The organism is Candidatus Jidaibacter acanthamoeba (assembly GCF_000815465.1).
Lineage (GTDB): Bacteria > Pseudomonadota > Alphaproteobacteria > Rickettsiales > Midichloriaceae > Jidaibacter > Jidaibacter acanthamoebae.
Window position 1 is genome coordinate 69,579 of sequence record NZ_JSWE01000124.1, and the last position, 14,592, is coordinate 84,170.

Here is a 14,592-nt window from a genome sequence, read left to right on the forward strand (position 1 = left end):
GGGATTATGAAATTCGGGGATAAAAACAGCACCGGTGCAAAAAGCAAGTTAAAAATCGGGAGTAAGGAATATACTTATTTTAATCTGAATAAAGCAGCTCAAAGCTTAAATATTGATGCTAAACGACTCCCTATTTCGATGAAAATTATTTTAGAAAATCTTTTAAGATTTGAAGATAACCGAGTTGTTAAAAGAAAAGATCTTGAAGCTGTTGCTGAATGGTTAAAAACCAAAAAATCCGATCATGAAATAGCCTTTTTGCCGGCTAGAGTTCTAATGCAGGATTTCACCGGAGTTCCAGCTGTGGTTGATCTTGCTGCCATGCGTGATGCAATAAATAAATTGGGCGGGGATGCGAACAAAGTTAATCCTCTAATTCCCGTTGATCTGGTAATTGACCACTCTGTGCAGGTAGATAAATACGCCACACCTGATTCTTTAAAAGTGAATGTAAAATATGAAATGGAAAGGAACCTGGAAAGATATGAATTCCTAAGGTGGGGTCAGGACGCTTTCAACAACTTCAGAGTTGTGCCTCCGGGCACCGGGATATGCCACCAGGTGAATTTAGAGTATTTAGCTCAAGTAGTTTGGACAATGTCGATGAGAGGTGAAACTTTCGCCTACCCTGATACTTTAGTCGGGACGGATAGCCACACAACCATGATTAACGGTTTATCAGTTCTTGGTTGGGGAGTCGGAGGTATTGAAGCAGAAGCTGCAATGCTCGGGCAGCCTATTTCAATGTTACTGCCGGAAGTAATCGGGTTTAAAATGACCGGCAACTTAAGAGAAGGAGTAACAGCGACCGACTTAGTGTTAACGGTTACTAATATGCTTCGTAAAAAAGGGGTGGTGGGTAAATTTGTCGAGTTTTACGGCGAAGGTTTAAAACATTTACCGCTGGCAGATCGTTCCACAATTGCTAATATGGCACCGGAATATGGTGCAACGTGCGGATTCTTCCCAATTGACGAAGAAACTGTAAAATATCTAGAGTTGTCGGCAAGACCTAAAGAGGTGATTGATTTAGTTGAAACGTATGCTAAAGAACAAGGTTTATGGCGTGATGACTCAATGAGCATGGAATTTACCGATACCTTAGAGTTAAACTTAAGCGAAGTAGAACCAAGTTTAGCTGGTCCGAAAAGACCGCAAGATAAAATAAATCTTTCTGCAATACCTCAAAATTTTCAAAAAGAGTTACCAAGCTTAAATAAAGATAGCTCTAATACGGATAAAGAATTTCATGTTCAGGGCAAAAGCTTTACACTAGGCAACGGTAATGTAGTTATTGCTGCAATCACAAGTTGTACTAATACCTCAAACCCAAGCGTAATGATCGGTGCAGGATTATTAGCTAAAAAAGCTATAGAAAAAGGCTTAAATGTTAAACCATGGGTCAAAACTTCACTTGCGCCGGGATCAAAAGTTGTTAGCGAGTATTTGAGTAAATCCGGATTGCAATACTATCTTGATGAATTGGGGTTTTATCTGGTCGGTTACGGGTGCACTACATGCATAGGTAACTCAGGGCCTTTACTTGAAGAAATTGAAAAAACTATAGTGGATAACAACCTGGTAGTTGCAGCCGTTCTTTCAGGGAATAGAAACTTTGAAGGAAGAGTACACCCTTATGTAAGAGCTAACTATCTTGCTTCGCCACCGCTTTGTGTAGCTTATGCGATTGCAGGAACGATGGAAATCAATCTAAGCTCCGAGCCGATCGGTAAAGACAAGCATGGGAACAACGTTTTCTTAAAAGATATTTGGCCGAGTAATGAAGAGATTAGAGAAGTCATGAGCAGTGTAATTACGCCTCAGATGTTTGCGAGCAAATATGCCGAAGTTTTTGAAGGCGAAGAAGAATGGAAACAAATTACCATTTCAACCGGGCTGAATTATACATGGAATGATAAGAGTACTTATATCAAACAACCACCATACTTTGAAAATATGAGCATTAATCCGAGCGGAACGGATGATATATCAAATGCTCGAATACTTGCTCTTCTTAGCGACAGCATTACAACCGATCATATCAGCCCGGCGGGAAATATTGCTAAAACCAGTCCGGCTGCTAAATACTTACTTAGCCATAATATTCCCGTCGATGAATTTAACTCTTACGGGTCAAGACGCGGGAATCATGAAGTTATGATGCGTGGAACTTTTGCCAATACCAGAATTAAAAACGAGATGGCCGGCGGAGCTGAAGGCGGCTTAACCAGATATATGGATGAAGGTGAGGTTGAAAGCATTTATGATGCTGCAATGAAATACAGAGAAGAAAATATTCCGCTGGTAATTTTTGCCGGTAAGGAATACGGAACTGGTTCATCCAGAGACTGGGCAGCTAAAGGAACTAATCTTTTAGGGGTAAAAGCGGTTATTGCTGAAAGCTTTGAAAGGATCCATAGATCAAACTTAGTCGGAATGGGAGTTATGCCTTTAGTATTCCAAAACGGTTTAACCTGGAAAGATTTAAAGCTTTCCGGCAAGGAAACTGTGAGTATTACAGGTTTGGAAAATATTACCCCGCTTAAACCGGTTAAATGTACTATTTCATTAGACGGTATGATTATTAATGAAATTACTTTAACTCTAAGAGTTGATACTGAAGTTGAAGTGGAATATGTGAATAATGGCGGTATTTTACAATATGTGCTTAGAAAATTAGTTTAATTATTTAATTAATATTTGCTTGAAAGAGCAGACGAAGAAAGATACAAAAGGTTCTATGAAGTAACCACAATAACAAAGTAGAACCTTATGTCTTTACCTCCCGTTGCGAAAAAAATTCCTTATATATTTGAGATCCATAGTGAAAAACTAACCGATGATTATGCTTGGTTAAGAGATAAAAACTGGCCGGATGTTAAAGATGAAGAAGTTCTAAATTACCTTAAGGAAGAAAATAAATACTTTGAAAGTATTATGGCTTCTCAAAAAGATATGGAAGAGGCCATATATAAGGAGCTTAAGAACCGTATAAAGCTCACTGATACCACCTACCCTATAAAGCGCAATGAATATTATTATTACTCCAGAACAACTGAACATTCCAATTACCAGATTTTTTGCAGGAAGAAAAATTCCTTGGATAATCCTGAAGAAATTATTCTTGACTGTGATGAGCTTGGAAAAGATCTTTGCTTTTTTGATTTAGGTGCAATTGCAATAAGCCCTGATCACTCTATGTTAGCATATTCTACTGATACTACGGGCGGTGAAAGATATAATATATACGTTAAAAACTTAAATAGTAACGCATTATTAAGAGATGAGATTAGTGATAGTATAGGAAGCATAGTTTGGCATAAGAACGGAAAAGGGTTCTTTTATACTAAACTAAATGAATTTTGGAGAACGGATAAAGTTTATTACCATGAACTCGGCACTTCAAGCGAGCAAGATAAGTTGATATTCAAGGAAAATGACCAAATATTCAGGGTCAGCATTAGCAAATCAAAGAGCGAACAATTCTTAATTATTGATTCTGAAAGTAAAGATTATAATGAAATTTTGGTGCTGGATTTTAACTCCGATAACTTGGAACCAAAGTTAATTGAGCCAAGGAAAGATAATCATCTTTATTACATTGAACACAGAGATGGATATTTTTATATAAAAACTAATTCAGGCGGCAAAAATTTTAGGTTGGTAAAAGCTCCCCTAACTAGTCCTGAATCGGCTAATTGGCAGGAAGTTATCCCGCATAGCAATGAAAATTACTTAACTGATTTCTTTACTTTTAAAGATACCATAGTGGTGCAGTCTCAGCATAAAGGCTTAAGTTGTTTAAAAGTATATGATTATGATTTTAAAAACTTCCATAAAATAAATTTTCCCGACCCCAGCTATTTTATTTCACCGATCTTCACAACTTTTGATGATGTGAATATTCGGTTTTCTTATTCCTCATTAAACTCCCCTGAGATGATTATGGAAAATAGCTTCTTTGACAACCATATAGAAACCTTGAAAACTAAGGAAGTATTAGGTGGGTATGATAAATCTTACTATGCTTCGGAAAGAATATTTGCTAAAGGTAAGGATGGTGTAGAAATACCGATTTCTTTAGTTTACAGGAAAGATAGATTTAAGCATGACGGCTCCAATCCGTTATACCTTTACGGATACGGTTCATATGGCTATCCTACCCATGCAAGATTCCGTTCTGACATAGTTTCCCTACTGGATAGAGGGTTTGTATATGCGATAGCTCATATTAGAGGCGGTGATGAAATGGGACAAGAATGGTATCTGGATGGTAAGTTATTAAATAAAAAAAATACTTTTGATGATTTTATTGTTTGTGCGGAATACTTAATTGCTAATAATTATACTCGTAAACAAAATATTGTAATAGTCGGCGGCAGTGCAGGAGGTTTGCTGGTTGGGGTTTGCGTGAATGAAAGGCCTGATTTATTTAAAATGGCCGTTGCGGATGTTCCTTATGTCGATGCACTAAACACTATGCTTGACGAAAGTTTACCTTTAACTCCGGGGGAATATTCCGAATGGGGTAATCCTAAAAATGAAGAATATTACCGCTATATTAAATCTTATTCACCTTATGATAATATAAAGAGACAAGATTACCCGGCATTATATGTAACTGCCGGATTAACCGATCCGAGAGTAACTTATTGGGAACCGGCAAAATGGGTAGCAAAACTTAGAGATTATAAAACGGATAATAATCTGCTTGTGCTTAAAACTAATATGGATGCCGGCCACTGCGGAGCTTCAGGCAGGTTCGAATACTTGAAGGATAGCGCACAGGAATATAGCTTTATACTTAAAATATTCGGGGTTTAATTAATCTCAAACCCTAAAAGTTTAATATTTATAAACTTGAATTACGCGGTAGAATTTTATTTAGCGTGAATTCTCCAATTATTCTTTCTGCCCATGGCTTAACTTCAAATTTATTTAAAAAACTCACAACAGCAGCTTTTCCTTCGGAAAATGCACAATCCGCCGGAGTTTCACCTCGCTTATTTTTTAAATTAGTTTTCAATCCTTTTTTTATAAGAAACTTAGCCGTATGAAGTTGCCCGCCGCGTGCGGCAAAATGCATAGCTGTTTCTCCATCCTCAGCCACAGCATTAATATCTGCTCCTTTGTCTACAAGAAGCTCAATTATATGGTTATGCCCGTCTTGTGCTGCATAATGGAGCGGGGTTTCACCTTCCTCTGTTCTTGTATCTACTTCAAGCCCATTATTTATAAGAAATTCTATAGTATTTTGATACCCGCCTTCAGCGGCAAAATGCATAGCCGTTTCATAGTCTATGGTTACAGCATTAATATTGGCACCGAATCTTTGAAGAAACTCAATTATATGGTTACACCCTTTTTGTGCAGCATAGTGAATCGGGGTTTTACCCTCTTCCGTTCTAGCATTAACTTCGAGTCCTTTTTTTAATAAAAATTCAACTGTATCTTGATGTCCGCTTTCAGCGGCAAAATGCATAGCCGTTTCACAGTCTTTAGTCTTTACATGAATATCAGCCCCGTTTTTTATTAGTTCATCTACCCTTTTTAAATTTCCTGCCTTTACCGCTTCTATGAATTGCTCATTAATTTTATCTTTCATTCTAATTTTCCTTTAATAATATTTCTTTTGTACTGTACTAACTTAGTAATTAATTATTATACTTAGTACACACAGTAACCACAAAGTTATTTAATAAATAATTATTACAAGGAATCTATATAGCAATAAACAAAAGAATATACAAAGGGTGTTTAAGTATGATTTATAATAAATGTTCAAGGAATGTATTCGGATATTGCAGCCGAAAAACCCAAAATCACCAGAAGGGTTAATCCTCTTTAATATCCCAATTATACCGCTTAGTTTTGCCCGGCTGATAAAAAACAGGTAACATCTTCAATGAAGTCCTGAAAGTCCTAGTTTTCTTCAACCAGCCTATTTACATTATCCCAATCAATTTCAATACGCTCTTTAGCAGGAATTAATACCTGACTCTCTACAGGAGTTTTATTATCAAACAAGATAAAGCCGGGTTCCATGTAGTGCAGAAAAAATCAGCAATTCACGCTTGATGTCGGAACCTTCCAATTCCGCCGCTACCAAATAGCCATAGTTAGCCCAGAAAGAATTAGATACCGCCTGAAAGGATACTCGGCGAACATTTGAACGGTTGATGAGCAGCTTAAACTTCAAATAACCACAATTTGTTTTTTTATCTGAATATTGCCGGACACAATTTCTTACTTTCTGATCCCAATCAGCCGTTAAATCTTCCATGGCAACAAGATCAGGGTAAAACCATTTATTGCAGTTTGTACCGTGATTGTTTAATTAGCGTTTCTCATCAATGCGTTTACTGTAAATGCTATATTCAGCTCAAAGAAAACTTGAAAGCATCAGGTAAAGATCATGTTCCGATAAACGTGCCGCATCCCTTTGAGTTATTGATGCAGAGAGGAGACCAGACTCTGCTTCTTCTATTTCGGCCTGATCGCTTTGAGTCGTGTAGTAATATTTGTGGGGTCGCTCTTCCGTGGTTTTCAGTTTTGTGTTTCGTTTCTGCAAGTGCTTACGCCGCGCCCCAATTTCTGCGATAATTTGCTGAACTAATGCTTGATCATTATCAAGCTTATTAGCAGTTGCTTTACTGCATTCCCGTTTGGCCTCGCACTCATCAGGGTAGATTTCAAATATCCACTCTGCGATCTCGCGGGCAGTAAACTTCTGCCCAGGGCGCTTCGATAGGTATTCGATAATTTTTTTACTTAAATCCAGATTTATATTCTTACTTTTTAGGGTTCAAGGACAAGTGATCCTACCAATTTATCAAAAACTAACAATAGAAAGCAAAAGTTTATGCGTCATATCACACAAAATGGTATGAATCTGATTTGATGTTACCCTCTAGCTTATTCGGTCGGCAGAGCTTTTCGGCATGAGCATGAAACTAAACCGGTAATTGTATAAATGATATTCACTATATTTAATTCTGATTCAAAATCGACTTTAATAAAAATCTTAACATTAAAATTTAAGGATAGAAGCCAAGTAGACCAATGTAATCTTATTTAAATGCATAGAATATACTTATTGTAGTTTTTTACACTTAAGATTAGCACTAATAAATCTCTGAATTTTACATATATCGCTGAAAGCCGGATTCTATGTGGTGGAGACAAACGGATTCGAACCGATGACCCCCTGCTTGCAAAGCAGGTGCTCTACCAACTGAGCTATGTCCCCATATGCTTTAAACTGCTTACTTGCTTATAAATATATTTTTATAAAAAAGCAAGCACTAAATGGAGCGGGAGAAGGGATTCGAACCCTCGACCCCAACCTTGGCAAGGTTGTGCTCTACCCCTGAGCTACACCCGCATGTTTTAAGCAAATGCCAATATAATTGTAAAATTAATAATTGCAATACTATTTTTAAAATTTCTCATCCTGAATTGTTTCTCCGGGAGCTATAGCTTAAGAACCGCTAAAAAAGTTAGGGTTTCTAAATATAAATTCAGATTTATTAATCTCAGTATTAGTTTTTATATTACTAAATATAATTTCTATCTCCTGCCCGCTTTCATCAACGACATCAACTTCAGCTAACTTTATTTTATGATTATCATCACGTTCAAACTTAAGTGTCAACCCGGCTATAGCTGATTTTTCATAATCTCTGTTCTTCTCGGAGATAACAAGTTCGGAATAATGTTTGCCTGCTATATATTTCTCAACAAGCACATCTTTTGCAAGGTTGATTTTTTCTTTACTTAAAAAGTGAGCAAGTACGGCTTTGGTTGAAATATAACTAGCCTCCTCCAGTTCATAATCATAATATACTATATTTTTTCCGTTACTGATAACAAGCGCTTTTTTTGGCTTTAAGTATTCCCATTTCATCTTGCCGGGCTTTGATAATAAAAACTTACCTTCTTTAATTGTACCGTCACTGCTATATTGCTTAAAATCAGCGCTAAGCGTTGTAATTGAGTTTAAATAGTTTTCAACTTCAATAACAGAATCAGCAGCTGCAAACATTATATTCGGGATTAGCAAAAAAAAGATAAAAAGTAGTGATTTATTATACATATAATTTTCCTTATATTTCTTATATTTTAAGACGTTAAAAATTTATTATTTTATGTTATAGTAGTATAATAAGTGAACCCAACTCAAATATTCAAGTGCTTATTAGGGCTTTTAAGATATTAAGTAAAATTATTTTCAGCTTAGTTGCTTTAGCGGCAATATTGTTGTTTTCAATTTATATTTGGCTTGCAACCGGTTCAAAATCCATACCATTCGCTGCAAAATATGTTTCCAATCAAGCGACCGAACTAGTACCTAATGCAAAATTTAACATAAAAGAGTTAAAAGCCGGCCTTAATAAAAAAGATTATAGCATATATTTTGATATTAATAATCTAAACATTACCCTATCAAATTATGACCCTTTAATTTTAACTAATACAAAGATAAAATTTTATCCGGCCGGTTTAATCCCCTTCACCAAGCAACCCCTGGTGAATTTAGAACTTTCACTTGATAAAATTAACTTTGCTCCTTTAAAGGGCGGTAATCGGGAGTTAACTAAGGATATACCGGTAGACTTAATTGATAACTTTATTTTAAAAAATAAGAAGAGATTAAAAAGATTTAATTTCATACTTCTTAATACCAGCTTTACATTTATAAAAAATAATAACCCGATTACATTCAAGGTTGAAAAAGCTTCATTTAGTCCGGTAAAAAGTGGTAACACTCTATTACTTAGAGCAAAAGTACAAGCAAAAATAAATGAGGAAAATATTACCATTAATTCTGTATTTAATACTTCTTCTAAAAAAGAACTTGTTATTTCAGGGGTGGTTAAAGGGATAAGTTATAAATCTCTTAATGAGCTTGGCTTTGGTACAAAGATACTTAATAATGCAGATATTAAATTAGACTTAAATTTTAAAGCAATAACTACAAAGTTTAATACCTTTGATCAGCTCAACTTTAATATTAATAGCACTAGAGGTTTAATCAACCCTAATCAGGATTTTACCACACCGGTAATAATAGATAATTTAACAATCTTAGGAAAGTGTTTAAACGGTTGCAGCACTATTGAATTTGAAAGGCTTAAGATTCTCTTCCAAGGCAATCAGATTTTAATAAGCGGGAAATTTACAGATAACATATTAAGTATAAATGCAAGCACCAGTAAAATTAACTTAGAACAAATATTAAAACTCTGGCCGAGAACCTTATCTCCTAAGTCATATACTTGGATAAACGAGTACTTAAAAGCGGCAGAAATAAAGGGAGTTAGCGCACACTTACATTTTAACCTCGAGGATTTGGCAAGCGGAAAGGATTTAAAAGATGATAGTTTATATGTAACATTTCCGATTGAAAATGCAGCTTTACAATACCCTAAAAATTCACCCTTAATAAGCAATATTAATGGCATAATAGATATTTATCCTAATAAAATTAATATAAAAATTAAGAATGGAAAAATACTTTCCTCTGAACTTAAAGATTTTGATATTAATATTAATGATCTTATCGGCAAAAATACTATGCTTAATATTAAAGGTAAATTAATCGGTTCAGTTCAGGATTCTATTGATCTAGCTTATATATACTCTGAAAAACAAAACTTAGAGTTTAAGAGTTTACAAGGCAATACAGCTTCTGAATTAGAGATATCAGTCCCGCTTACAGGAGAAGAAAATAATAAAAATTTCAACCTTAACGTGGCTTCTCAAATATCCGATCTTAAAACTGAGGTATTTAATAAATACCCGATCTCTAACGGGTCATTAAAAGTAAATTTAAAAGATAATATTTTACTTATAAACGGCACAGCAAATTTTGTTGAGAATCTTCCGCTTACAATCAATCACGAAGAATTTTTAAGCCCGGAAGATACTAACAAATATATTAGTAAAACTAAGGTAGAGCTGGCACTAACTAAGGATTTTATTAATAAACAGGGACATAGTATCGGTAATATTATTGTAAGCAATAATAAAATTCCTGCTAATTTAGTTATCACTAAGGATTTAAACCAGGAAACCGGCATAGAAATTGAAATCAATTTAAAAAATAACAGCTTAAATATTAGTAAAATAGGAGTTAAGAAAGGAATCGGAGAACCCGGCTTTTTAAAATTAAAATTGGATAACGTAAATGGCGAATATAAAATTAAAGATTACAAACTGAGTATTCCGAACCTTACTAGTGAAGGGACAATTGAAACTGACCAAAACCTTAACATTGCAAGCGTAAATTCCAATAAAACAATTGTAAAAGGCAGCTCATTCGGCTTTACCTATAAAAGCTCGGCAAAATCCGATTACTTACTTTTAAGAGGTAATGAGGTAAATTTAAGCACCTTAGATTTTTCTAAACTTTCCGAAACATCAAACACTAAGCGAGATAAACCATTTGTATTTGAAAGTAAAATAAAGAGGTTGGTGCTTAAAAACGGAGTGGTTATTAATTCTCCGGTATTGAATGCAAAATGCAACCAAAGCAGCTGTAACTTCTTTAGTCTCAACGGAAGCTTAGGAAATAATGAAACAATAGAAGCAAGCCTCAATTATCCCACTCTTAATATACAAACCTCTAATGCGGGTAAAATTATTGCTGCTTTCGGTATTTCACCTAATATAGAACGAGGTTTATTGAAATTAACCGGAACTTATTCACAAAAAGATAACCTTACGGGTAGTTTGAATATAACTGATTTTAATTTAAAAAATGCTCCTATTTTTACTAAACTACTTTCAATATCCTCACTTACGACCGCATCAGGAATTATTAATATGATGCAAGGTAAAGGCGTATCTTTTGATAAGCTAAGCTGCCCGTTTACCTTTAAATCCGGGATTATAACCATAAATAATTGCGTTCAGAAAGGTGCGGTCTTAACTATTGTTACTGATGGCACTATAGACTTAAATAAAAAATATATTGATATTTCAGGCACATTAGTTCCTGCAAATATTATTAACTCTATTGTTGATAACATTCCACTAATCGGTAGTACCATCTCAGGCGGCAAAAACTCAGGAATTATTGGCACTAAATTTGCTTTAAAGGGTAGTTTAGAGGGTGAAGGCCCCTCTCCTTCCGTAAATCCGCTTTCTATATTAACTCCCGGATTTTTAAGAAATATATTTTAAAATTTGCACTTTAATTATTGATTTAACATGATATATTGCTTACGCGAAAATAAAATATATGAGTAATTCATGAAAAATAATAAACTGAGTGATGACAGGAAAAACAAAGCTATAAATGAAGCGCTTTATGCAATGGCACCTTTGCATAGAGATGTACAAGAAAAATATGAAGTTTCTACTGCACTTATCTCTCAGGCTATCCTGACATCTGTAGATGATATACTCACAGTTATTTCAAACCAGGTTAGCTTAACTTCAAGCTTTGTTAATAGTTTTGTACTTAATTCAGCTGATCTATTAAGCGGGATTAGTAAATAAATGATACTATAAAATTTTAAAATGCTGCTTAAAATTTATTTAAAAAACTAAGCAGCATATCACAACTACTCATTAGTCTTTTGTTCTAAGCTTTTAGCCTCTTCCTGATACTTCTTTAGTTCCTTTAAATTTTGAGGCATTGGCGGCACATCTTTTAAATCAGGATTAATCTTTTTATTTTCTTCCATATCCTGGTCGGTAATTATCGGAGTGTTTAACTTACTTAGCTCATTAATTTCATCATTGGAATCAGCTTTATTATCTTCAATTTCGGCTGCATTTGCTTCATTGAATTTAAAAATGCCTGATGCTTTCTTAGCATACTTTTTAAAAAATCCTTTAAATGAAGAAGTTGGCTTATTTTGCTGCAAGCAATACTCATCAAATTCAGTCTTTTCCGGGTGTGGATAAAATATCACCTCTCTGTCATCTATTCCTTTATTAATAGGAACCTCTCTGGTTTCTTTATATCCGACATTATTAATAGTTACATCATTATTAACAACTTTAGGTTTTCTAAACTCTGAGCTAGAGACATTAGGTTTTGTTGTTACTGCGGCAGCAGGAGGGGTCGGCAAATCATCCGCAAAGTCATAATAGCTATAACCCAAACTCGAGCTACCTCCCTGCTCCGTTATATTTAAATCATCATCGGGTAATGATTGATTGCTTGTATCATAATTTCCCTTCGGTACTCTCTTAATTTCCGTTGGTGCTTGCTCTATAGCATTTTGCTGTGAAGAGGGGCTATTATCTTCACCGCTAAAAAAGCTTTTTGTTTTTCCTACCCCGCCCTTAAAGAAGCTCATAATAGAAGATTCCTCACCTTTCTTCTTAGTTTCTGTATTTCGGTGCTGTATAACCTCGTTATTTCTTTCTACCTCAGCACTATAGGATCCGCCTAGAGGATTCTTATATACCCCGGTAGTTTTATTAATAGGCTTAATTCCGGGATTAGTGGAATAAAATCCGTTTGCTCCGATATCAGTAGTAAAAGGATTGTTTTTGGATTTTTTAGATAAGCCGCCGTTTTCAACAAACATATTATCCCTAACCGGATGGCGTTTTATAAATGATTGTTTTCTTTGCGGGTGCTTATTATTATACCATGGATTAATCGCGCTAGAGCAACCCAAAAGCGAAAGTGTGCATGATAGCACTACCAACTTCGGCAACAACTTTATTATAGCGTGACTCATAGTAAAAACCCCTGTAACAAATGATAACAAATAATATCCAAGATACTAATATGATTTATTTCTGTTATCAATTAATTTTACTTTAATACTTACTTATAAATAATTGACTAATGGTTGCTTAACGCTTATATGTAATAAAACTTCTTATATAAGTATATATTTCTAATATTTAAGAGTAATTCTATGGCTTTAATGCAAGTTATAAAAGAACCAGATCCTTTACTAAGAAAAGTTTCAAAACCCGTCCAAAAATTTGATGCGGAGCTTACAAATTTTATTGATGATTTAATTGAAACTATGTATGAGGAAAAAGGCATGGGAATTGCGGCAATTCAGGTAGGCAAGCCAATAAGAGCATTAGTTGTAGATATCCCGATTAAAGAAGAAAAGAACCCTCTTGTTATAATAAATCCTAAGATTAAATTTTTTTCAAATGAAACGGTAATTTTAGATGAAGGGTGCTTATCAGTAAAAAGCGACAATGGTACTTTAGTGAACGGTAAAGTTGAAAGACCTATCAGTATAACGATCGAATACCGGGATATACAAGGTAACTTTAAAGAGCTGTCAATCGACGGCACAAAATCAGAATATGACTTATGGTTTGCAAGGTGCTTGCAGCATGAGCTCGATCATCTGGACGGCATTTTGTTTATAGATAAGCTTTGTACCATGCAGGATATTAATACGATAAATAAAAAAGAATGCATGAAATCTTAAGAATTATGCGGATTATTAAACCTCTTAAGCCGATTGCGCTTGAATAAATAGAAGTTTTAAAATACTATGCAAACAAAAAAGTAGTTTATGTCATTTAGTGAAAAGTTAGATAAAATTATTGGCCGCTTTGATGAATTGAATCAAAGATTCTTAAACCCGGATGCTATTCCGTCTGCTGAATTTTCTAAAATAGCTAAAGAGCGATCTGATCTTGAGCAGATCGTTCCCTTAGCACAAAAATACAGAAAAACCGAGGATGCAAAGCAGGAGCTCGAGCAAATGCTCAAAGATCCTAATCTTGACCCTGATTTTAAAGAAGTTGTTCAACAGGAAATCAAAGATAGCGCTAAACAAATCGAAGATCTTACGCAAGAACTTAAAGTTGCTTTGATTCCGAAAGATGAATACGATGAGAAAAATGCTATTATAGAAATTAGAGCAGGAACCGGTGGGGATGAAGCTGCACTTTTTGCAGCAGTACTTTTTAGAATGTATCAAAGATATGCTGAAAAAAACCGATGGAAAGTTGAGATATTATCAGCATCGGAAACCGGTTTAGACGGATATAAAGAGATCTCCGTTTCTATTACCGGTCGAGGCGTATTTGCAAGACTTAAGTTTGAATCAGGCGTGCATAGGGTGCAGAGGGTTCCGGAAACCGAGTCAAGCGGAAGAATTCATACTTCAGCTGCAACAGTTGCCGTTTTACCTGAAGCCGAAGAGGTTGATATTCATATCGAAGAAAAAGATTTAAAAATTGACGTCTTTAGAGCAAGCGGTGCAGGCGGACAGCATGTAAACACAACCGATAGCGCAGTCAGGATCACCCATATACCTACCGGGGTAGTCGTTACTCAACAAGATGAAAAATCTCAACATAAAAACAAAGCAAGAGCCTTAAAAATACTAAGATCAAGGCTATTTGAAGCACAAAGGGAAAAAATCGAAGCTGAACGTTCAGCACTTAGAAAGGGGCAAGTGGGAAGCGGAGACAGGTCGGAAAGAATCAGAACTTATAATTACCCGCAAAGCAGAGTAACAGACCACAGAATAAATATTACTTTATATGATCTGAATAAAGTTACCAATGAAGGGTTTATAGATCCGTTTATAGATGCATTAAATGCTGAAGACCAAGCTGAAAAACTCTCTGCCTCTGAGGATTAAA

Annotated in this window: 10 protein-coding genes and 2 tRNA genes; 6 read left to right on the top strand and 6 right to left on the bottom strand. The window is 35.1% G+C overall.

Going from position 1 to position 14,592, the window contains the following annotated elements; genetic code table 11:
* Positions 1-6 precede the first annotated feature (6 nt).
* Together acnA and NF27_RS05905 are read left to right on the top strand one after the other, a co-directional pair.
* Positions 7-2,685, top strand: a complete 2,679-nt coding sequence (gene acnA / locus NF27_RS05900; RefSeq protein WP_039456991.1) for an aconitate hydratase AcnA — start codon at positions 7-9, stop codon at positions 2,683-2,685.
* Between the two features lie 87 nt (positions 2,686-2,772).
* Positions 2,773-4,824, top strand: coding sequence for a S9 family peptidase (locus NF27_RS05905; protein WP_039456994.1), 2,052 nt, complete (start codon positions 2,773-2,775; stop codon positions 4,822-4,824).
* Positions 4,825-4,852: 28 nt separating this feature from the next.
* On the opposite strand, the gene NF27_RS05910 is transcribed toward NF27_RS05905, so the two are convergent.
* The 5 genes from NF27_RS05910 to NF27_RS05930 all read right to left on the bottom strand — a co-directional run bounded on the left by NF27_RS05910 (position 4,853) and on the right by NF27_RS05930 (position 8,095).
* Entirely contained in the window at positions 4,853-5,605 is a 753-nt protein-coding gene (locus NF27_RS05910; RefSeq protein ID WP_053332627.1) for an ankyrin repeat domain-containing protein, read from the bottom strand.
* Between the two features lie 414 nt (positions 5,606-6,019).
* Positions 6,020-6,283, bottom strand: a complete 264-nt coding sequence (locus NF27_RS12795; RefSeq protein WP_204367870.1) for a hypothetical protein — start codon at positions 6,281-6,283, stop codon at positions 6,020-6,022.
* An 890-nt stretch (positions 6,284-7,173) separates the two neighbouring features.
* Positions 7,174-7,249: transfer RNA gene (locus NF27_RS05920), tRNA-Ala, on the bottom strand.
* Between the two features lie 60 nt (positions 7,250-7,309).
* Positions 7,310-7,384 (bottom strand) — tRNA-Gly (locus NF27_RS05925).
* A gap of 96 nt (positions 7,385-7,480) precedes the next feature.
* Positions 7,481-8,095 (bottom strand): LolA family protein, encoded by a 615-nt coding sequence (locus tag NF27_RS05930; protein WP_039456997.1) that lies wholly within the window; start codon positions 8,093-8,095, stop codon positions 7,481-7,483.
* 95 nt (positions 8,096-8,190) lie between these two features.
* Here NF27_RS05930 and NF27_RS05935 point away from each other — a divergent pair, with 95 nt between their 5' ends.
* Positions 8,191-11,187 carry a YhdP family protein gene (locus NF27_RS05935; protein ID WP_039457000.1) on the top strand — a complete coding sequence of 999 codons (2,997 nt, stop codon included), beginning with the start codon at positions 8,191-8,193 and terminating at the stop codon, positions 11,185-11,187.
* A 69-nt stretch (positions 11,188-11,256) separates the two neighbouring features.
* Complete coding sequence (locus NF27_RS05940; RefSeq protein WP_039457002.1) at positions 11,257-11,505, top strand: hypothetical protein; 249 nt, start codon at positions 11,257-11,259, stop codon at positions 11,503-11,505.
* Positions 11,506-11,570: 65 nt separating this feature from the next.
* Here the strand turns inward: NF27_RS05940 and NF27_RS05945 are convergent, their stop codons facing one another.
* Positions 11,571-12,704: a hypothetical protein gene (locus tag NF27_RS05945; protein WP_039457005.1), complete on the bottom strand. Its 1,134-nt coding sequence runs from the start codon at positions 12,702-12,704 to the stop codon at positions 11,571-11,573.
* 183 nt (positions 12,705-12,887) lie between these two features.
* Between NF27_RS05945 and def the strand changes: the two genes are divergently transcribed.
* Together def and prfA are read left to right on the top strand one after the other, a co-directional pair.
* On the top strand, positions 12,888-13,424 hold the full coding sequence (gene def / locus NF27_RS05950) for a peptide deformylase (protein ID WP_039457008.1): 537 nt from the start codon (positions 12,888-12,890) through the stop codon (positions 13,422-13,424).
* An 87-nt stretch (positions 13,425-13,511) separates the two neighbouring features.
* Positions 13,512-14,591 (top strand): peptide chain release factor 1, encoded by a 1,080-nt coding sequence (gene prfA / locus NF27_RS05955; protein WP_053332628.1) that lies wholly within the window; start codon positions 13,512-13,514, stop codon positions 14,589-14,591.
* Position 14,592 lies beyond the last annotated feature (1 nt).